This is a genomic window from Streptomyces sp. NBC_00620 (assembly GCF_026341825.1).
GTDB lineage: Bacteria > Actinomycetota > Actinomycetes > Streptomycetales > Streptomycetaceae > Streptomyces.
In genome coordinates, this window is sequence record NZ_JAPENY010000003.1 from 2,051,695 (window position 1) to 2,071,819 (window position 20,125).

Here is a 20,125-nt window from a genome sequence, read left to right on the forward strand (position 1 = left end):
GGCCGTCCGTGGCGACACGGGCGGTCCTCGGCGGCGGTTCGTCCGCGCCGACGCTCACGATGGACCCAGCCCCACCCCGACCGGAGAACCGATGATCAACAACTTGCAGCGGTACGCGAAAGACCATCCACGCTTCGTCGACCTGATGGTCATCGTGCAGGTGCTGCTCATCGCCGTCCTCGGTAGCGCGACGAGCCTCCGGGAACCCTCGGGCGTCGAGGTCCCCTGGTGGCCCGGCGCACTCCTGGGAGTCATCGGTTCCGGGGCCCTCTGGTGGCGCCGCAGCCACCCCCGCACCGTCGTGGCGGTGACCGCGGTCACCGTCAACACCGGCAGCGCGGTGGGCTATCTGCTCACACCCCTGCTGCTCGCACCGCTCATGGTCGCGCTGTACGCGCTGGCCATGTACACCAACCGCAGGACGGGACGCATCGCCCTCCTCGCCGTCGTCGTCCTTCTCGTCGGCACGGCCGTGTTCGGCGACCACTACGACCACCCGTGGCCCCTCGAGACGATCGGGCCCGTCTTCTGGGTGCTGTCGCCGCTGGCCTGGGGCACCGCGACCCGGCTGCGCCACGCCTACGTCGAGGCCGTGCAGGCCCGCGCCGAACACGCCGAGCGCACCCGCGAGGAGGAGGCGCGGCACCGAGTCGCCGAGGAGCGCGTACGCATCGCCCGCGAGCTGCACGACGTCGTCGCCCATCACATGGCGCTGGCCAACGCCCTGGCCGGCACCGCCGCGCACCTCGCCCGCACCCACCCCGACCGGGTCCCGCGAATGCTCGACGACCTCGCCGACACCACGTCCTCGGCACTGCGTGAACTCAAGTCCACCGTCGGCCTGTTGCGCCAGGCGAACGAGCCCGACGCGCCCCTGGAGCCCTCCCCCGGGCTCGGCCGGCTCTCCGACCTGACCACCGCGTTCGCCGCCGCCGGGCTCACCGTCAGTGTCACCACGGAAGGTGAGGAGCGGCCGCTCTCACCGGGCGTGGACCTGACCGCGTACCGGATCGTGCAGGAGGCGCTGACGAATGTCGCGAAGCACGCCGCCGCCAAAACGGCGCGGGTTCGCTTCGCGTACTCCCCCGATCGGCTGACCGTCACTGTCAGCGACGACGGGGACGCCCCGGGGCCCGCCGTTCCGGGGCCGAGCGGCGGTTTCGGTCTCATCGGGATGCGGGAGCGTGCCCAGTCCGTCGGGGGGCGCCTCGAGGCCGGCCGCCGGCCGGGCGGTGGCTTCACCGTGACGACGGAATTGCCGATCCGTGTGTAGGCGCTCCGCAGGAGGTGTGGTGCTTCGTCTGCGGGCTCGCTGTGGCTGGTCGCGCAGTTCCCCGCGCCCCTTTGGGGCGCCTCCCCTCCCCCTCGTATCCAAGCCAAGATCCGGAAGAAGAAAATGACCATCCGCGTTCTCCTCGCCGACGACCAGGCCCTTCTGCGGGCCACCTTTCGGATCCTGATCGACTCCTGTGACGACCTGGAGGTGGTCGCGGAGGCCACTGATGGGAAGGAAGCGGTCGAGCTCGCCCGTGTGCACCATCCCGACATCGTGTTGATGGACATCCGGATGCCCGGCACGGACGGCCTTGCCGCCACCGCCGCGATCTGCGCCGACCCGGACCTGTCGGCCACCCGCGTACTGATCCTCACCACGTTCGAGATCGACGAGTACGTCGCCCAGGCGCTGCGCGCAGGTGCCAGCGGCTTCCTCGGCAAGGACGTCCGCGCCGACGAACTCCTGGACGCCATCCGCACCGTGGCCGCCGGAGACACTCTCCTGTCCCCGCTGGCCACCCGTGCCCTCATCACCCGCTTCCTCACCACCCCGGCACCCGGCACCCCGCTGGCGCTCCCCGGTGCCCTCGACGCCCTCACCGCCCGTGAGCGCGAGGTGATGGCGCTGGCCGCGGAGGGTCACTCCAACACCGAGATCGCCGAGCGGCTCTTCGTCAGCCCTTTGACCGTACGCACCCATGTCCACCGTGCGATGACGAAGCTCAACGCCCGTGACCGCGCCCAACTGGTCGTGATCGCCTACCAGTCCGGCCTGGTACGCCCCACGCCGCCGCAGGGCTGATCGCAGGACAGGAGGTGGTCGTCACGCAGTGCCGGCGGCGAGATGCGGTTCCCGGTCGTCCAGGAACTCGACCAGGGCCAACGCCAGCAGCGCGCCCAGTGCGATCCAGACGGTGACGGCGGGCGTCGGGCGGTTCCAGGCGAGCAGCGTGGCGGCGGCGACCGCGACCACCGTCCAGTTCAGCCAGGGTTTGACGCGGTGCACCCACTCTCCGGTCGGCCCCGCGGCGAACCCCGTGGCGTCGCGGACGGCGCCGATGCCGCCCGTCCACGCGGCCAGGACCCGGGAGGCCGCCCGGCCCTTACCGGTCAGCCAGGCGCTCAGCGCGACGATCACGCCGAGGGTGATCACCATCCGTACCGTCGTCCGCAGGAAGCGCACCAAGGTGTCGAAGACGGCCCCCGCGGCGGGCTGGGAGACCCCGGCCGGGAGGCCGTCGAGGTAGAGGGCCCGGAACACCCAGAGCGCCAGTCCGAGGAGTGCCGCGCCGACCGCCACGGCGAGGGCGGCCACGACCAGGGCACGGCGTCTGCGTACGGCGGTGAGCACACCCGCGGCCGTGAGCAGCAGTGTCAGCACGGGCAGCCAGAATCCGACGAGTTGCAGCAGCCTGAAGCCCTTCTGGGCCTTGCCGATGGACTCGGAGGTCATGACCGTGAACTCGGTGTGCACCTCGGGGATCTTCGAGGCCACGGCGAGTCCGTTGTCGACGAGCGCCTGCTTGACCTTTTCGATGACGGGGGCGAGGTCGATGATCACGGCGTCGTCGGTGAGTTTCACCGCTCCGCCGCCGCTTCCGGTCAGCGCCTTCTCGACGGCCGCGTGAACTCTCCTGTTGAGCTGGGTCCACAGGGTGGCGAACGCGTCGCTGCTCACGAACTTCAGCGCCGTGCTGTGCACGAAACCGCTGATCCCGGTGGTGACCGGGCCGCTCAGCGCGTCCAGGGCCTTGCCGGCCAGCGGGCGGTCGGCGGGCTCGACGGAGGAGAGGATCGTCGCTACGTCGAGTCTCTCCATGACCGCGTCGGTCACCCGGTTGGCGACGGCGGCCTGGAGGTCGGGGTCCGAGGCGAGGGGCTCCATGGTCTTCACGTACTGGTCGGTGTCCCCCACCGTGTCGCTCGCCCAGGACGCGACGGCGCTCAGCGGGGTGAGCACGGCGGCGAGGACGATCAGCAGCACGGCAAGGATCGCCCGTACGCGATGCCTGTGAACCTTGGGGCCGCGCTTCTCCAACTCCGCGACTCTGGCGCGTAGTTCGGTCAGCTCCTCCTGCGCTCCCGTGCTCGTCATGCGGCCGGACCGGTCTTCTCCGCCATGGAAGGCTCCTCGCTAGAGATCACGTCCAGCCTCGGTCGTGGCGGCGGGTGCAACCTTCCGGGCGGGGCCGTTCGGGTGATCGTGGCTGCCGGTCACCCCGCCGGGGCCTCTCTGCTGTACTGGACCAATGCCATGCGCCGATCTCGACGAACTCGACCGCAGTACAGAGGCCGGGCCGTGAGCGGCGGCGAGCGGCAGGTCCCCGGCGCCTGCCCGCTGGACTGTCCGGACGGCTGCGCCTGGACCGTGACCGTTCGGGACGGGCGGGCGACCGGGCTGCGCGGAAACCGCGAACACCCGTACACGCGGGGCGCGTTGTGCGTGAAGGTCAACCAGTACCTGGAGCACACCCGCGCCCCCGGCCGCCTGATGTTCCCGCTGCGGCGGGTGGGCGCGAAGGGCGAGGACAGGTTCGAGCGGATCAGCTGGGACGAGGCACTGGCGGAGATCGCCGCCCGTCTGCGCGAGACGATCGACACCCACGGCGGCGAGGCGATCTGGCCCTACCAGGGCACCGGCACCCTCGGTTACCTGCAAGGTCTCCAGGGCAGGGCGGGCAGCCGCCTCTGGAACGTCCTGGGCGCCTCCCGCCACCGGATGACCATCTGCGCGAGCGCCGGGTCCGCGGGACTGAGGTACACCCAGGGCACCAGCGAGGGCATGGACCCCGAAGACCTGCGCCACTCCCGCCTGATCCTCCTCTGGGGCACCAACACCCTGACGACCGGCCACCACTTGTGGCGGCTGATCCAGGAGGCGCGCACGAAGGGTGCGTACGTCGTCGCCATCGACCCGGTCCGTACCCGCACCGCGGAACAGGCCGACGAGCACCTGCCGATCCGCCCCGGCGGCGACGCGGCGCTCGCCCTCGCGCTTCTGAACGTGGTCCTGTCCGAGGGCGCGGAGGACCGCGCCTACCTGGCCCGGCACACCCACGGCTGGGAGCAATTCCGGTCCCGCATCGAGGAGTTCACCCCGGAGCGGGCCGCCCTCGACACCGGACTGACCCCCGAGCGGATCACCGCCCTGGGACGGCGCCTCGCCCACACCCGGCCCACCGCGATCCGCACCTCCATGGGCATGCAGCGCCACGCGGGCGGCGGCACCGCGCTGCGTACCCTCGCGTGCATACCGGGCGTGACCGGCGACTGGCAGTACCCCGGTGGCGGCCTGCACTACGCCACCGACGGCGCCCACGGCGGCAACCTCGCCGCCCTCACCCGCGACGACCTGCTCCCCCACCCCGTACGCGGCCTGTCCATGACCCGCCTCGCCGAGGGCCTGCTGAAGACCGACGACCCGCCCGTCAAGGTCCTGTTCGTCTACGGCGCCAACCCGGCCGTCAGCTCACCGGACCAGACCCGCATCCGCCAGGGACTCGCCCGCGAGGACCTGTTCACGGTCGTCCTCGACCACTTCCGCACCGACACCGCCGACTGGGCGGACATCGTGCTCCCCGCCACCATGCAGACCGAACACCTCGACATCCACGACGCCTACGGCCACCACTACCTGGCCTGGAACGAACCCGCCGTCGCGCCGCCCGGCGAATGCGCCTCCACCACCGAGACGTTCCGCCGCCTGTCCCGCGCGCTCGGGTTGACCGAACCTGCCCTGTACGACTCGGACGAGGACCTGGCCCGCCAGTTCCTCGACTCGGACCACCCCTCCCTGGACGGCATCACGGTGGAGAGTCTGCGGGAACGCGGCTGGGCCCGGCTGATCACCGACCGGCTGCCGTTCTCCGACGGCTTCCCCACACCGAGCGGCAGGCTCGAATTCGTCTCGGGGACGGCCGCGGCCGACGGCCACGACGCGCTGCCCGGCCATGTGCCCGCGGCGGAACCGGCCTCCGCCCGCCACCCCCTGGTGCTCATCTCGGCCGCCCAGCACTTCACCATCAACACCGTCTTCGGCAACAAGCCGGAGCTGCGCCGCCGCGCGGGCCCGCCCACGGTCGTCCTCCATCCCGACGACGCCGCCCCACGCGGCCTGAAGCCCGGCGACCGTGCCCGCGTCATCAACGACCGCGGATCCTTCACCGCCCTCATCGCCGTCGAGGACCGGGTCACCCCGGGAGTCGCCCTCACCGAGAAGGGCCACTGGCCCAAACTCCAGGAGGACACCGGGACGGGCGTGAACGCCACCGTCGCCGAACGGGACACGGACCTCGGCGGGGGCGCCGTCTTCCATGACAACCGGGTTGAGATCGTGCCGCTCTGATCCCTCGCCGATTCCCTCGATTTCCCTCGATCCGATTCACAGTCCGATGTGAGCGGCTATCGGCAGGTGGTCGCTCCCCGTCTCCGGCAGCGACCAGACTTCGGTGACTGTCGCCGAGCGGGCCATGATCTGGTCGATGCGAGCCATGGGCAGCGACGCCGGCCAGCTGAACGCGAATCCTGAGCCCGCCGCGTTCAACTGTGAACTGACCGGTGCCAGACCGCGGTCGTCCACAGTGCTGTTGAGGTCCCCGAGCAGAATCACCTTGTCCAGCCGCTCGGCCGCGATCGCGTCACCGAGGAGAACAGCGCTTTCGTCCCGCAGCGCGGAACTGAATCCGTTCCTGGGACCGAGGCGCACGGACGGCAGATGAGCCACATAGACAGCGACATCCCCCTGTGCAGTCCTGGCGGTCGCCCTCAGCCCGCGGTTCCAGCCCTCGCCGATCCCCTCCGGCCTGATGTCCACCAACCGCACGTCGGAGAGCGGGTACTTCGACCAGAGCCCGACCGTGCCCTTGGTCGCATGGTGGGGATAGTCCGACGCCATGACCGCCGCGAAGGCCGGCAACGCGGAAGGCGTCAACTCCTCCAGGGCGATGAGGTCGGCCCGGGTCTCGACCAAGGTCCTCGCGGTGCCCGCCGGGTCTGGATTGACGTCGCTGACATTGTGCTGGAGCGCGGTGATCCGGCCCGCCGAGTCCGCCAGGTCGTGGCCGGGAAGTAGCAGATCGCCGAAAAGGCTCATCCAGGCGGCGACGGGCAGCAGCAACGCGATCAGCCCGACGAACGAGCGGCGCAGCAATGCCGCGACCAGCAGTCCCGGGACGGCCAGTCCGAGCCAAGGAAGAAACGTCTCAAGAAGGCTGCCCAGGTGCCCAAGCGTGTTGGGCAGAACGGAATGAAGGACCAGCAGGAGAGCGAGCAACAGGGAAAGCAGCGCCAGGACGCGCCCTTGTCTCCAGTCCGGCCACTCGCACGACGTCACACGACCACATCGTAGGCGCGCAGCAAGCGCTTGAGTCCCTGAGCACCCACACCACCGAAATGAGCACATACAGCCGCGACGCCACTACACGGAGCGATCTTCCTTGGCCGAATCCCGCCCCGAGCCCCTCTGGTCGCGCGCGCCTTCCGTAATCGGTCCCGGCATTACTGGACCTGGTGCGCCGAAGCACAGAGACTCCAGGGACAATTCGTCTGTCGCAGTCGCCTCACCAAGGGGTTCACGAATGATCACGCTCACGAAAGAAGACGGCCCGGCGGATCTGGATGGGGTGACCCATCTGACCATCGGAGCGTCCTGGGACCCGACCGTTGGAAGCAGCGGCGGCATCATAGGGAAGATCCGCCAGAAGGTCGGTACCGACCTCGACCTGATCGCCATCGCGATGCAGGGTTCGGAGCCGGTGCGGCTGGCCGGTCTCGACTCCCTGGATCCGCTGGGCAACGGCTCGCTGCTGCACAGCGGGGACAACCAGACCGGGCAGGGGGACGGCGACGACGAGACGGTGACCGTCAACTTCGCCAAGGTGCCGGGCAACATCACGTCCATCGTGTTCGTCGCCGCCGCGTACAAGAAGGGCAGCAACTTCCAGAAGGCGCGGAACATCAGCTTCAAGGTGTACGACGCGACGGGCGGCAGCTCCCAGCAGGTCGCCGACATCTGGCCGAGCCTGCTCAGCTCGGACAACGGCTGCGCCGTGGCCAAGGCCATGCGGGACGGCGCGAGCTGGAAGCTCCAGGTGATCAACGAGACCGGGAAGATCAAGCAGGGCGACGAGAAGGCCCTGATGCGCTTCGCCGTGAGCAAGTAGCGCGGTCCGGGTCGGCGCCGACACCGGCGCCGACCCGACCTGCGGCATACCGTGCGGCGATCAGGGCCCCTACTCGGCTCCCTGTTCGGCAGGTTGAGCCAGTCCCGCCGTCCACTTCTCCTCGATCCGGCCGAACTTCCACACCAGCAGGGCGACCGCCCAGGTGGCGAAGAACAGGCCGACGACGACGTAGCCGATGTCGCACACGAGGATCCCGTCCTCCTCACAGACCCTCGATCACAGCTGTGTGGAGGGCGTAACCCCCAATGATCGAACGGTGTGACAACCGCGTAACGGGCACTTCGTAGCGTCGAGGGAGAAAGCATCCGATCGCCTGAAGGGCCGCCCGTGACCACGACCCCCACGCAGGTACGGACGGTCTGCTCGTACTGCGGTGTGGGCTGCGGGATGGTGCTCGACATCGGGATGGGCCCCGACGGGCGGCGTACGGTCCTCAAGGCGTCCGGCGACAAGGCGCACCCCGCCAACTTCGGCCGCCTGTGCACCAAGGGCGCGACCACGGCCGACATGCTCGCCGCCCCGGGCCGGCTGACCACCGCGCTGACGCGCCCCGAACGCGGGGCGCAGGCCGAGCCCGCCCCCGTGGAGGCCGCGATCGCCGAGACGGCACGAAGGCTGCGGGCGGTGATCGACGAGCACGGGCCCGACGCCTTCGCCTTCTACGTCTCCGGGCAGATGAGCCTGGAGGCCCAGTACCTGGCGAACAAGCTGGCCAAGGGCTTCGTCCGCACCAACCAGATCGAGTCGAACTCGCGGCTGTGCATGGCCAGCGCGGGCACCGGCTACAAGCTGTCGCTCGGCGCGGACGGCCCGCCCGGCTCCTACCAGGACTTCGACCGCGCGGACGTCTTCTTCGTCATCGGCTCCAACATGGCCGACTGCCACCCCATCCTCTTCCTGCGCATGATGGAGCGGGTCAAGGCGGGCGCGAAGCTGATCGTCGTGGACCCGCGCCGTACCGCCACCGCCGCGAAGGCCGATCTGTTCCTGCAGATCAAGCCGGGCACGGACCTCGCGCTGCTGAACGGCCTGTTGCACCTCCTGCACGAGAACGGCGACACCGACCCCGACTTCATCGCCGCCCACACCGAGGGCTGGGAGGCGATACCGGAGTTCCTCGCCGACTACCCGCCCGCCACGGTCGCCGAGCTCACGGGCCTCGCCGAGGCCGACATCCAGGAGGCGGCCCGGCTCATTGGCTCGGCCGGTGAGTGGATGAGCCTCTGGACCATGGGCCTCAACCAGTCCACACACGGCACCTGGAACACCAACGCCCTGGTCAACCTGCATCTGGCGACGGGCGCGATCTGCCGCCCCGGTTCCGGTCCGTTCTCGCTGACCGGCCAGCCCAACGCCATGGGCGGCCGGGAGATGGGTTACATGGGTCCAGGGCTGCCCGGCCAGCGGTCGGTGCTGGTGGACGAGGAGCGCGCCTTCGTCGAGGAGCTGTGGGACCTGCCCCCTGGCACGGTCCGCAAGGACGGGGTCGGCCAGGGCACCGTCGAGATGTTCCAGAAGATGGCGGACGGGGACATCAAGGCCTGCTGGATCATCTGCACCAACCCCGTCGCCTCCGTGGCCAACCGCAAGACCGTCATCGAGGCCCTGGAGAGGGCCGAGTTCGTCGTCGCCCAGGACGTCTTCGCCGAGACGGAGACGAACGCGTACGCGGATGTCGTACTGCCCGGAGCGCTGTGGACCGAGACCGAGGGCGTCCTCATCAACAGCGAGCGCAACCTCACCCTCGCGCAGCCCGCCGTGGAGCCGCCCGGGGAGGCGATGGCCGACTGGCGGATCATCGCCGCCGTCGCACGCGCGATGGGATACGAGGAGGGCTTCTCGTACGACAGCGCGGAAGAGGTCTTCGAGGAGATCAAGGGCGCCTGGAATCCGAAGACCGGATACGACCTGCGGGGCGTGACCTACGAACGGTTGCGGTCCACCCCCGTGCAGTGGCCGGCGGCGAGCACCGACGGGCCCGACCGCAATCCGATCCGCTACATGGATGGGGACGGCAGCGGCTTCGGCGGTCCGGTCTTCCCGACGGCGAGCGGCCGGGCGGTGTTCCACGCCCGCCCGCACATCCCGGCCGCCGAGATGCCCGACGACGACTATCCGTACGTCCTGAACACCGGGCGGCTGCAGCACCAGTGGCACACCCTCACCAAGACGGGCAAGGTCGCCAAACTCAACAGGCTCAACCCCGGGCCGTTCGTGGAACTGCATCCCGGCGACGCCGCCGCACTCGGCATCGCCGACGGCGACTCGGTGGAGGTCGCCTCGCGACGCGGACGGGCGGTGCTGCCCGCCGTGGTGACCGACCGGGTTCGGCCCGGCTGCTGCTTCGCGCCCTTCCACTGGAACGACCTGTTCGGCGAGTACCTGAGCGTCAACGCCGTCACCAGTGACGCCGTCGACCCGCTCTCCTTCCAGCCGGAGTTCAAGGTCTGCGCGGTGTCGCTGACGAAGGTGGCGGCTCCGGTGTCCGTCGTAACTCCCGCGTCCGTGGTGGTTCCGCAACCGGCCGCTCCCACCGCCGGTCCCGCCGGCGCCTTCGGGCTGGAGCCCGCCCCGCCGCCCGTGCTGGCCGAGCACGAGCGCCAGTACCTGATCGGATTCCTCGCCGGGATCGACTCAGGCGCTCCCGGTGTGCCGGTGCTGCCGCCGGGCGCGCCGTTCAGCCCCGAGCACGCGCTGTGGGTGAACGGCGTGCTGGCCGGCATGTACTCCAGGGCCGTGCCCACAACGCCCGCCGCACCGGCGGCACTTGCCGCCCCCGTCCGGGAGGTCGTCGTCCTGTGGGCCTCGCAGACCGGCAACGCGGAGGAGTTCGCGGCGGCCGCCGCCGACCGGCTCACCACCACCGGTCACAAGGCCACCCTCCTCGACATGGACGACGCCCACCCGGGGAACCTGCCCACCGGAGCCGACGTCCTGTTGATCACCAGCACCTTCGGCGACGGCGACGCCCCCGACAACGGCTCCGGATTCTGGGACGCCCTGGCCGCGCCCGACTCACCCCGTCTGGACGGCGTGCGGTACGCGGTCCTCGCCTTCGGCGACTCCTCGTACGACGACTTCTGCGGCCACGGCCGCCGCGTGGACCAGCGCCTCGACGAGCTGGGCGCGGTGCGTCTCACCCCGCGGACGGACTGTGAACCCGACTACGAACTCTCGGCCACGGCCTGGCTCGACGAGGTCCTCACCGCCCTGAACGGCGCCCCGGAAACGACCTCGGCCCCCGCGCCCGCACCCGCACCCCGGCCGAAGAAGCCGGCCCCCGTCACCGCCGGCCTCACCGGCAACCAGCTGCTCAGCCTGCCCGGCGCGGGCAAGGAAGTCCGCCGCTTCACCTTCGACACCCGCGACAGCGAGACTCCGCTCCGCTACGAGACCGGGGACGCCCTCGGCGTACGCCCCGTCAACTCCCCCGACATCGTCACCGAATGGCTGGCCGGCACCGGCGTCAACCCAGCGGCCACGGTGGACCTGAACGGCACCGGGGAGGTCCCTCTCCATGAGGCCCTGCTCCGGCATCTCGACATCACCCGCATCACGCCCGACCTGCTGCGCTTCGTCGCCGAACGCACCCACGACCGCGTGCTGAAGAAGCTGCTGCGCCCCGACAACAAGGACGAACTGGCCAAGTGGTCCTGGGGCCGCCAGGCCGTCGACGTCATCGCCGAACACCCCGTCCGTGCCTCGGCCCAGGAGTGGGCCGAGGTGCTGAGGCCGCTCCAGCCCCGCCTGTACTCCATCTCCTCCAGCCCCCTCACCGACCCCCACCTGGTCTCGCTGACGGTCTCCGTCGTCCGGTACGAGAACCCGGACGGACGACCGCGCCAGGGCGTCTGCTCCCCCTTCCTCGCCGACGCCGCCCCCGGCATCCGCGTGCCGGTCTTCGTCCAGCCCTCGCCGAAGTTCCGGCCGCCCGCCAACCCCGCCACCCCCATGGTGATGGTGGGTCCCGGCACCGGGATCGCCCCCTTCATCGGCTTCCTCCACGAGCGCCGCGCCCTCGGTCACCGCGCGCCCAACTGGCTGTTCTTCGGCGAACAGCACCGGGCCAGCGACTTCTACTACGAGGACGAACTGACCGCCCTTCTCGCCGACGGCACCCTCAGCCGGCTGGACACCGCCTTCTCCCGCGACCAGCGCGCCAAGGTCTACGTCCAGGACCGCATGCGTGAACACGGCCCCCAGTTGTGGTCATGGCTCCAGGACGGCGCGCACTTCTACGTGTGCGGTGACGCCTCCCGCATGGCCAAGGACGTCGACCAGGCCCTGCGCAACATCGCCACCGTCCACGGCGGCCTGGACGAGGACGGGGCCGCCGCGTACGTCAAGCAGCTCGCCGCCGAGAAACGGTACGTCCGCGACGTGTACTGACCCCGGCCCGCCGGGCCGCCGTGACGCCGCCGGGCCGTGCGCAGTACGGTCGAACGCACGACGGAGAGTGGCGGAGGAACTCCTTGAGCACGAACGCGGGCGAGACCGGACGCCTCGAGGACGCGGTGCTCACGCGTGCCGCGCAGGCGGGTGATGTGGCTGCACTGGGTCTGCTCCTTGAACGACACCGGGCAGGTATGCGCGCGGTCGCGGTGAGCATTCTGGGACCGGGACCCGACGTCGACGACGTGGTCCAGGACGCGGCCGTGACCGCGCTCCGGCGCGTGGGCGACGTCCGCGACCCGGCGGCCGTGGGCCCATGGCTGCGGATGATCGTGCGCAACGCCGGCCGTTCCCTGCTGCGAGGCTCCGTCGCCTTCCAGCCGCTCGACGATCTGCACGTGCCCTCCACGGACGCCGGTCCGGAACGGTGGCTGGAGCACCACACGATGCGGGACTGGATCTGGGAGGCCATCGAAGAGCTTTCCCCCGCGCTGCGACTGCCCCTGGTACTGCGTCACTTCAGCACCCACGTCACTTCCTACGAGCAGATAGCCGACGTCTGCGGGGTCCCGGTCGGCACGGTCCGCAGCCGGCTCAGCCAGGGACGGTCCAAGCTGGCGACCGCCCTCGCGTCCACGGCGGACGCCCCGCACGGCGACACCGCGCGGCGCACCCGCGCCAGCCGTGTCGAAGCGCACGAGACACTGGCCGCCGCCGAGAGCGGACACTTCGGCGCGCTGCTCACCGAGCGCTGGTCCCCCGAGGTCGCCCTGCTCAGGGGGAACGACCCGGTGGGCGACAGGAATCGGTTGGTGCACGGAATGGAGTGCGACCTCGAAGCCGGCGTACGGCAGCGTCTCGCCCATGCCGTGGCCGGGCGGTCGCTCGTCATCTGGGAGATGGACATCCTCAATCCCGCCGACAACCCCGAGCACTGTCCGCCCGAGGTCGCCTGGCTCATGACCCTGGACGACACCGGCCGCGTACACCGGCTGCGCCTGTTCCACGCCAGGCCGTCGCGGGCCACCAACCCGCTCCTTCCCGTGTGACGGCCATCACACAACTCGGATCGAACTTCGCTCTGCCTCCGGCGTCCTGTCGGTGTCGTTGACACCTGCCGGATACGGAGACACCCACATGACGACCTCTTTGACCGACCCGATCGACCCCACCGACCTGACTGATATGGCTGGTCCAGCCGATCCGCTGGCCGTCGGAACGCACACCGTCGAAGTCGACGGAGTCGTGCAGCGCTATCACGTCCACGGCACGGGCCCGGTGTGCGTCGCGCATTCCGGCGGGCCCGGCATTTTCTGGGAGTACCTGCGGATGCCCGCGCTGGAGCGGCATCTGACGGTCGTCTACCCGGAGCCGATCGGCACCGGAGCCTCCGACCGCCTGCCCTCCCACCCGCACGGCTACACCCGGCCCCGCTACAGCCGGTTCCTCGGTGCGCTGATCGAGCACCTCGGCGTCCCCGAGGTGCACCTGCTGGGCCATTCGCACGGCGGCTTCGTCGTCCAGTACCACGCCCTGCACTTCCCCGAGCGCGTCGCCGGGGTGATCCTCTACGAGAGCGCGCCGGTGACCGGCCCCGAACACGGCGCCGAGGCCATGCGCCTGGTGCAGTCGTTCGCCGAGCTCCACTTCGACCACCCCGAACTCCCCGAGGTCCTGGCGGCGTTCCAGGCCATCCCCACCATCTCCGACGACGCGCAGATGACGGCCGTCGCCAGGGGGATCATCCCCTCGTACTTCGCCGACTACTGGGGCCGCGAGGAGGAGTTCGCTCCCCTGCGCGCCTCCGTGACGGCCACGCACATCTCCGGCCTGGACGAGGACCTCTCCCCGAATGTCATCGACGACCGTGCGGACCTCGGCTCACTCACCGTGCCGACCCTTGTCGTCGTCGGCCGCCACGACGTCATCTGCGGGGTGCGGTGGGCCGAGGAACTGCACGAGCTGATCCCCGGATCGGAGCTGCTCATCCTGGAGAACAGCGGGCACTTCGGCCACATCGAGGAACCGGCCGCCTTCTCTCAAGCGGTGACGCGTTTCGTGACGGCCACGGCACGCGGCACACAGTGACCCTCGATTCCTGGAAAGAGAACTGAAAGAGAAACGGATTCATGACTACCGACGTTCAGCCGTCCGTCACCGAGCAGTCCGAGGCGGAAGCACTCTTCCGATTCCAGACAGGTGCTCCCGAGACCGTCCGCACCGCACTGGGAATGAGCGCCGCGCGGATAGGCGGCGGAGTGGTGCTGTCAATGCGCAACGACATCACCCACTTCTGGAGCAAGGCCCTCGGCTTCGGTGTCACCGCACCGATCACCGCCGAGTTGATCAGTGAAGTCTGCGGCTTCTACCGGGCTGCGCAAACTCCGCAGGCCGTCTTCCAGATCGCACCCGCCTTCCTGCCCGAGGAGTGGCAGGAGACATGCGAACGGGAAGGCATCGTCCCGGATTCGTCCTGGGCGAAGCTCGTCTGCCCGACCGACGAGGCTGTCGCCCGTGCCGACGCTCTCGACATCACCCCGGACAGAATCCGCGTCGCCCCCGTGGAGGCGGAGCAGGCCGCCGAGTGGGGAACGGTCATGATGCGGGCGTTCGGTATGCCGGTCGAGCAGTACGCGGAGATGAGCGCCGCGTCCGCGACCCGGCCCGGTTGGCATCCCTTCGCCGCCTGGCTGGACGGGGAACTCGTCGGAACCGGAACCCTGTTCGTCCGCGGTGACACGGCGCAGCTGTTCGCCGGCGCCGTGCTTCCCCACGCGCGGGGGCGCGGTGGCCAGACCGCTCTGCTGGCCGCCCGGGCCCGAGTGGCACAGAAGCTGGGGTGCCGTCTGCTCATCGCCGAGACGGGCGCCGAGACCCCGGGGACCCACAACTCGTCCCTGCACAACATGCTCCGCCTCGGCTTCCAAGTGGCCTACGAACGCCGCAACTGGCGCTGGCGGCTCACGCCCGACGAACGCTGAGACAGCCTGACCGGCCGTCTGGAAGACGGCCGGTCAGTCGAGTTCAGGTGCGTCGCGCCTGAACTCAGGTAATTCGCATCGCTGATCTCAGGTGATTCGCATCGCTGATCTCAGGAAGTTCGCGTCGCGAATTCCGACTCACGCGTTGGCGCGGCCGCATGTGGGGCGCTTTCGCTGATTCCGAAGCGCCGGTGGAACTTCCGGAGAGGTCCCGGCGCGTACCAGGCCGTGCGGCCGAGCAGTCGCATCGCGGCAGGCAGCAACACTCCACGTACGGCGATGGCGTCGATGAGGATCGCCAGACCGCTTCCGAGGCCGAACATCTGCATGAAGCTGACCTTCGCCGTGGCGAACGCGAAGAATCCGACCGCGAGGAGACAGGCCGCGGCGCTGACGATTCTTCCGGTGTGTCCGAGGCCGTGGACGACGGCGGCCTCGGTGCTCTCACCGGCGTCGTGGAGTTCCTTGATCCTGCTGGTGACGAACACCTCGTAGTCCATGGACAGACCGAAGGCGATGCAGAAGAGCAATACCGTCATGGAGGTGTCCATCGGCTGGGCGGTGAATCCCAGCACGGAGCTGAGATGGCCGTCCTGGAATATCCACGTCATCGCGCCGATCGCCGCGGCCAGGCTGATCATGTTCAGGGCCAGCGCACGGATCGGCTGGACGATGCTTCCGGTGAAGAGGAAAAGGAGGATGAAGGTGGTGACGGCGACCAGTCCTGCGGCAATGGGCAGGCGGCTCGCGATCGATTCCTTGGTGTCGAGCAGTTCTGCGTCTCCGCCTCCCACCAGGACCTCCTTGGCGCCGGCGGGCGCGTCGACGTCCCGGACCACGCGGACGAGGGACTGGGCGCTGTCCGACTTGGGCGGAGCGGTGCCGATGACGGTGACCCGCTGTGCGTCGGGGCGGTTCAGGGCCTCGCTCGTCGGGCCAGGGGCCCCCGAGCTTCCCTGTTCGTAGGTGCCTGTCGCCGCCTCGACCCGAACGACCCCGTTGAGGAGCGACAGCTTCTCCGCGTAGGCGTCCAGGGCCTCGTCACCCACGGCCCCGTCGACCACCACTTGGATGGCCGCTTCGTCGTCTCCCTCGAAGTCCGCTTGCAGTGCCGTGGACACCTGTCGGCTCGCGGCGTCTTCGGGAAGGACCCGTTCGTCGGGGGTACCGAATGTGACGCCCAGGAGCGGGGCCGCGGCGAGCAGCAGCACCGCGAGGACCGGCACGCTGATCAGCACCGGCCGGCGCATCACGGTCCCGGCCAGCCGGCCCCAGAACGGTGCCCGCCTGCGATGACGGTCGGCCTTGGGCCAGGGGAGCCTGCCGCTGTTGATGCGATGCCCCAGCAGCATGAGCAGAGCGGGCATCACGAAGAGGGTGCCGACAGCGGCGATGACGACCACGCCCACGCCGGCATAGGCGAACGAGCGGAGGAAGTACTGCGGGAAGACGAGAAGCGCGGTGAGCGCGACCGCGACCGTGCCCGCCGAGAACACGACCGTACGTCCGGCGGTGTGCACCGTCGTCCGGACCGCGTCGGCCACGCTCGTCCCGAGGGCGAGCTGTTCCCGGAAGCGGCTGATCATCAACAGCGCGTAGTCGATGCCGAGTCCGAGCCCGAGGGCGGTGGTCAGGTTGATCGAGAAGACCGACACGTCGGTGACGCTGCCGAGGAGAGCGAGTTCCGCGAAGGTCCCGGCGACCGCCACCGTGCCGATGGCGAGCGGCAGCAAGGCCGCGACCACTCCCCCGAACACGATGAGCAGGAGCAGGAGCGTCACGGGAACGGCGATGACCTCCGCGAGAAGGAGGTCCTGCAGTACCTGCTCCGACAGTTCGGCGCCCACCGCGGTACCGCCACCGGCCCGGACGGTGAGTCCCTCGTACTGGCCCGCGTACGCGTCGATGATGTCCTGCGCGTGCTCTTCCCGCGTCGATTCATCGCCCTTCACATGCGCGAGGACCATGGCCGAGAGGCCGTCCCGGGCGAGCAGTGAGTCGCTGTGCGTGTCGAAGTAGGAGACGACGTTGCTGAGTTCGGTCTCCTTGCGCAGCTCGGCCACCAACTGTGCGCCGTCCTGCTCCACTTCCGGGTCGGTGACGCGCTGTGCGCGACAACTGACCAGCAGCACGAGGTTCGCTTCCCCGCCGAATTTCTCGTCGATGACCCGACTCGCCCGTGTCGACTGCGAGTCCGGGTCGTCGAAGCCGCCTCCCACGAGTTTCCCGAAAGCGCCCACGCCCACAAAGCTCATCGCAGCGACGAGCACGGAGGCCACGACGAGCACGATTCCGGGCCGCCGGACCGTCAATTCCGCAACGCGGTCAAACATGTCATTCCTTTCACTGAGGGGGATCCTGATGCGAGGCCGTTCGGCTGCGCGCAGACAAGACGGAGGACCGGCCTACTAGTTCGGTTCGGGAAACGTGAGCTGGGTCACAGCGTGAGAGGGGCTTTCGGGTCGGCCCATACGATGAGGCGTGTCTTCCTGGAGCCAAGTTCTGACCCTGTCCTCGGCGAGCGCCTGGGACGAGGTCTTCACCGACCTCCACGGCGCGAGCCGCATCAAAGTCCCGGACCGCCACGCTCCTTGGAGCGGACGCCTGGAGTGGCAGCGGTCGAAGTCCTACGGTCTCGCCCTCTGCTCCGGCGGCGAGGAAGTGGTCCACAGGGACGCCCGGCACATCCGGTCCGATCCCCGGGGCACGTACGAACTGCTCGTACCGCTCGCCGGGACGGCCTGGGTGGAGCAGGGGTCGTCGTCCGGCGAGATCGGGCCCGGCAGCATGGCGCTGTGCGACATCGACCGCCCGTTGACGTTCGCCCACGGTGCCGAACTCCGGGGGATCTCCTTCTTCATGGCCGGCCAGAACGTCGCAGGGCGCAGCCCGATCGCAGCCGGGGGGCCGCACATACTCAGCGGCGCCGGCGGACTGGGCCGAGTCGTCCGGCAGTTGACCACCACACTGCACGAGGAGCGCGAGCAACTCTCCGAGACGACCTTCGACATCGCCTGCGACCGGCTCCTTGACCTGGTGTGTCTGGCCGCGGAGGGCGGCAACGACTCGGCGCCCACGGGGCAGCGGGCGACGGTCGAGGCCTCGATCCGACGCTATGTACGCCGGCACGCCTGCGACAGAGACCTGGACGTCGTCGGCATCGCGCGGGCGCTCGGCTGGTCCGCGCGCTATGTCCAGCAGGTGCTGCAGGCGGCCAACACCACCTCACGCGACCTCATCCGCCGCGAACGGCTGAACGTCGCCCGCACCCGTCTGGTCAGCGCCAGCTGGTCCACGTACTCGATCGCGGAGATCGCCCATTCCTGCGGCTTCGGCAGTCACGCCTCGTTCGCCACCGCGTTCCGGGAGGAGTTCGGCACGACGCCTCGCGAGGCCAGACGCAGCGCCCGCGGCGGCTAGCCGTTTGCCGGGCTGAAGTACCGGCGTGGATTGTCGACCAGCATGGTGGTGAGCTGCTCCTCGGTGACGCCGGCTCGGCGCAGCGCCGGGAGTACCTCGTCGTGCAGGTGGGTGTGGTGCCAGTTGGGCGCGATCTGCTCGCGTACGCCGGGCGGGAACCAGTCGATGTGACAGGACGCGTCGTGCGACAGCACCATCCGTTCGGCGAACCCTTCGCGCGCGAGACTCGCGACGGTCGCCACCCGCTCGTCGGCGGGCAGGAGGATGTCGAGGCCGAAGCGGTCCATTCCGACGTAACTGCCGTTGTCGATGAGCCGGTGCAGATAGTCCAGGTCGGCGGTGTCCCCGCTGTGGCCGATGACGACCGCCCCGAGGTTCACGCCCTCGCTGCGCAGTACGTCCTGCGCGATGAGCCCCGTACGGGCGCTCGCGCTGGTGTGCACCGTGATCGGAGCGCCCGTCCGCAAGTGCGCCTGAGCCACCGCTCGCATCACCCGCTCCACACCCGGGGTGAGTTCGCCCTCGATCGCGCACTTCAGGAACGCGGCCCTGATGCCGGTGTCCGCGATGCCCTCGGTGAGTTCGCGGACGAACAACTCGGTCATGCCCTCGGGGCCGCCGAGCATGGTGCCCGGCCCGTGGTAGCGGAAGAAGTCGGGGATGTCGGCCAGCGTGTAGAGGCCGGTTGCCGCGACGATGTTGAGGTCGACCTGTTCGTTGACCACGGCGACTCGCGCGACGTTGCGTCCGAGCCCGATGACGGTGGGGTCGACGATGGTCGTGACGCCGGTCGCGGCCAGGGACTTGAGCCGGGTCACGGCGTCGCTGACGCGCTCCTGCTCGTCCCAGGTCTCCGGAAGGCTCTGCCGGAGTTCCTCGCTGAGCACGAAGACGTGCTCGTGCATCAGTACGGCGCCGAGGTCACTCACCGGCACGGGACCGCGGACGGTCTGCACCTGCGGGGTCGCGGTCATCCGGCAACTCCGGCTGCGGCCTGCTTGATCAGGTCGGCCACGGCCCCCGGCTGGGAGACGTAGATCGCATGGCTGCCGTCGGTCCCGGTGACCGTGCTGCCCGCCCGCTGTGCCATGGCCCGTTGCGCGGCGGGCGGGATCATCTGATCGTCGGTCGCCACCAGGTACCAACTCGGCTTGTGCTGCCAGGCCGGCTCGGTGACGGTGCCGCCGAGCGCGTCGAGGCCCCAGGGCACCTGGGCGTCGGCCATGAACTCCGCCTCGGCCGGGGACAGATCGGCCGCGAAGGAGGCGTGGAACTTCTCCCGGTCGAGGAACAGCACACCGTTGACCGGCGGGAGGATCGGCGGGACGGGCGCCCCCGGCTCGGGATCGGCGATCAGCGTGCTGACGGACTCGCCCTTGTCGGGCGCGAACGCCGCGATGTACACCAGCGCCGCGACGCCGTCGTGGTTGCCGGCCTCGGTGATGACGACTCCACCGTACGAGTGCCCCACCAGAATCGTCGGCCCGTCCTGCTCGTCCAGGATCTGCCCGGTCGCCGCGACGTCTCCCTCGAGGGAGTGCGTCGGGTTCTGCACGACGCTGACCCGGAAGCCGTCGTCCGTCAGCAGGCGGTGCACCCCCTGCCATCCGGAGCCGTCCACGAATCCCCCGTGGACGAGCACCACGTTTCTCACCGGTTGCCTACTCATTGATGGTCCCCACTTCGATGACACCGCGAGCGGCTGGCTCGCTGGTTCGACTCGAAGACGACCTTTCCAGGCCCGTGCCGGGCCGTCTTTCGCGTCGGCGCGCAGTCCTTTCGCGTGGACGCGATGCGTGTCGGCGGGGGGCGAGTGGTCCGGGCTGCCGAACAGTCTTCTCCGACCGCGGAAGGGGCCCGGCTGTGCCGGGCCCC

The 20,125-nt window shown here is 69.8% G+C and carries 14 protein-coding genes and 1 pseudogene; 9 read left to right on the forward strand and 6 right to left on the reverse strand.

Annotated features, from left to right (window positions below):
* Nucleotides 1-91: 91 nt before the first annotated feature.
* Together OG246_RS40220 and OG246_RS40225 are read left to right on the forward strand one after the other, a co-directional pair.
* Nucleotides 92-1,273 carry a sensor histidine kinase gene (locus OG246_RS40220; protein ID WP_266474208.1) on the forward strand — a complete coding sequence of 394 codons (1,182 nt, stop codon included), beginning with the start codon at nt 92-94 and terminating at the stop codon, nt 1,271-1,273.
* A gap of 123 nt (nt 1,274-1,396) precedes the next feature.
* A complete protein-coding gene (locus OG246_RS40225; protein ID WP_266474209.1) occupies nt 1,397-2,077 on the forward strand; it encodes a response regulator transcription factor in 681 nt (226 codons plus the stop codon).
* 21 nt (nt 2,078-2,098) lie between these two features.
* Here OG246_RS40225 and OG246_RS40230 read toward each other — a convergent pair whose 3' ends face one another.
* Entirely contained in the window at nt 2,099-3,370 is a 1,272-nt protein-coding gene (locus tag OG246_RS40230) for a hypothetical protein (protein WP_266474211.1), read from the reverse strand.
* A gap of 204 nt (nt 3,371-3,574) precedes the next feature.
* On the opposite strand from OG246_RS40230, the gene OG246_RS40235 reads away from it, so the two are divergent.
* Complete coding sequence (locus OG246_RS40235) at nt 3,575-5,620, forward strand: molybdopterin-dependent oxidoreductase (RefSeq protein WP_266474212.1); 2,046 nt, start codon at nt 3,575-3,577, stop codon at nt 5,618-5,620.
* A 36-nt stretch (nt 5,621-5,656) separates the two neighbouring features.
* On the opposite strand, the gene OG246_RS40240 is transcribed toward OG246_RS40235, so the two are convergent.
* Nucleotides 5,657-6,607: an endonuclease/exonuclease/phosphatase family protein gene (locus OG246_RS40240; protein WP_266474213.1), complete on the reverse strand. Its 951-nt coding sequence runs from the start codon at nt 6,605-6,607 to the stop codon at nt 5,657-5,659.
* Between the two features lie 244 nt (nt 6,608-6,851).
* Between OG246_RS40240 and OG246_RS40245 the strand changes: the two genes are divergently transcribed.
* On the forward strand, nt 6,852-7,436 hold the full coding sequence (locus OG246_RS40245) for a TerD family protein (protein ID WP_266474214.1): 585 nt from the start codon (nt 6,852-6,854) through the stop codon (nt 7,434-7,436).
* Between the two features lie 69 nt (nt 7,437-7,505).
* Here the strand turns inward: OG246_RS40245 and OG246_RS40250 are convergent.
* A pseudogene (locus OG246_RS40250) lies at nt 7,506-7,634 on the reverse strand (HoxN/HupN/NixA family nickel/cobalt transporter); the annotation flags it as partial.
* A gap of 150 nt (nt 7,635-7,784) precedes the next feature.
* On the opposite strand from OG246_RS40250, the gene OG246_RS40255 reads away from it, so the two are divergent.
* The 4 genes from OG246_RS40255 (at nt 7,785) to OG246_RS40270 (ending at nt 14,830) form a co-directional block, all read left to right on the forward strand.
* Nucleotides 7,785-11,846 carry a bifunctional nitrate reductase/sulfite reductase flavoprotein subunit alpha gene (locus tag OG246_RS40255; protein ID WP_266474215.1) on the forward strand — a complete coding sequence of 1,354 codons (4,062 nt, stop codon included), beginning with the start codon at nt 7,785-7,787 and terminating at the stop codon, nt 11,844-11,846.
* Nucleotides 11,847-11,929: 83 nt separating this feature from the next.
* Nucleotides 11,930-12,898, forward strand: a complete 969-nt coding sequence (locus OG246_RS40260) for an RNA polymerase sigma factor (RefSeq protein ID WP_266474216.1) — start codon at nt 11,930-11,932, stop codon at nt 12,896-12,898.
* A 136-nt stretch (nt 12,899-13,034) separates the two neighbouring features.
* Nucleotides 13,035-13,937 carry an alpha/beta fold hydrolase gene (locus OG246_RS40265; protein ID WP_266475044.1) on the forward strand — a complete coding sequence of 301 codons (903 nt, stop codon included), beginning with the start codon at nt 13,035-13,037 and terminating at the stop codon, nt 13,935-13,937.
* Nucleotides 13,938-13,978: 41 nt separating this feature from the next.
* Nucleotides 13,979-14,830 carry a GNAT family N-acetyltransferase gene (locus tag OG246_RS40270; RefSeq protein WP_266474218.1) on the forward strand — a complete coding sequence of 284 codons (852 nt, stop codon included), beginning with the start codon at nt 13,979-13,981 and terminating at the stop codon, nt 14,828-14,830.
* 110 nt (nt 14,831-14,940) lie between these two features.
* Here the strand turns inward: OG246_RS40270 and OG246_RS40275 are convergent, their stop codons facing one another.
* Entirely contained in the window at nt 14,941-17,163 is a 2,223-nt protein-coding gene (locus tag OG246_RS40275; RefSeq protein ID WP_266474219.1) for an MMPL family transporter, read from the reverse strand.
* A 148-nt stretch (nt 17,164-17,311) separates the two neighbouring features.
* Between OG246_RS40275 and OG246_RS40280 the strand changes: the two genes are divergently transcribed.
* Complete coding sequence (locus tag OG246_RS40280; RefSeq protein WP_266474220.1) at nt 17,312-18,250, forward strand: AraC family transcriptional regulator; 939 nt, start codon at nt 17,312-17,314, stop codon at nt 18,248-18,250.
* Here OG246_RS40280 and OG246_RS40285 read toward each other — a convergent pair.
* On the reverse strand, nt 18,247-19,224 hold the full coding sequence (locus OG246_RS40285; RefSeq protein ID WP_266474222.1) for a phosphotriesterase: 978 nt from the start codon (nt 19,222-19,224) through the stop codon (nt 18,247-18,249). The two genes, OG246_RS40280 and OG246_RS40285, sit on opposite strands and share 4 nt — an antisense overlap.
* Nucleotides 19,221-19,919 (reverse strand): alpha/beta hydrolase, encoded by a 699-nt coding sequence (locus tag OG246_RS40290; protein WP_266474224.1) that lies wholly within the window; start codon nt 19,917-19,919, stop codon nt 19,221-19,223. The genes OG246_RS40285 and OG246_RS40290 overlap by 4 nt, the downstream gene beginning before the upstream one ends.
* Nucleotides 19,920-20,125 lie beyond the last annotated feature (206 nt).

What these genes read in the sequence shown, in the direction of transcription:
- OG246_RS40220 (WP_266474208.1), top strand. Translation starts at nt 92, where the DNA reads ATGATCAACAACTTGCAGCGGTACGCGAAAGACCATCCACGCTTCGTC.
- OG246_RS40225 (WP_266474209.1), top strand. Translation starts at nt 1,397, where the DNA reads ATGACCATCCGCGTTCTCCTCGCCGACGACCAGGCCCTTCTGCGGGCC.
- OG246_RS40230 (WP_266474211.1), bottom strand. Translation starts at nt 3,370, where the DNA reads ATGACGAGCACGGGAGCGCAGGAGGAGCTGACCGAACTACGCGCCAGA.
- OG246_RS40245 (WP_266474214.1), top strand. Translation starts at nt 6,852, where the DNA reads ATGATCACGCTCACGAAAGAAGACGGCCCGGCGGATCTGGATGGGGTG.
- OG246_RS40265 (WP_266475044.1), top strand. Translation starts at nt 13,035, where the DNA reads ATGGCTGGTCCAGCCGATCCGCTGGCCGTCGGAACGCACACCGTCGAA.
- OG246_RS40270 (WP_266474218.1), top strand. Translation starts at nt 13,979, where the DNA reads ATGACTACCGACGTTCAGCCGTCCGTCACCGAGCAGTCCGAGGCGGAA.
- OG246_RS40275 (WP_266474219.1), bottom strand. Translation starts at nt 17,163, where the DNA reads ATGTTTGACCGCGTTGCGGAATTGACGGTCCGGCGGCCCGGAATCGTG.
- OG246_RS40285 (WP_266474222.1), bottom strand. Translation starts at nt 19,224, where the DNA reads ATGACCGCGACCCCGCAGGTGCAGACCGTCCGCGGTCCCGTGCCGGTG.
- OG246_RS40290 (WP_266474224.1), bottom strand. Translation starts at nt 19,919, where the DNA reads ATGAGTAGGCAACCGGTGAGAAACGTGGTGCTCGTCCACGGGGGATTC.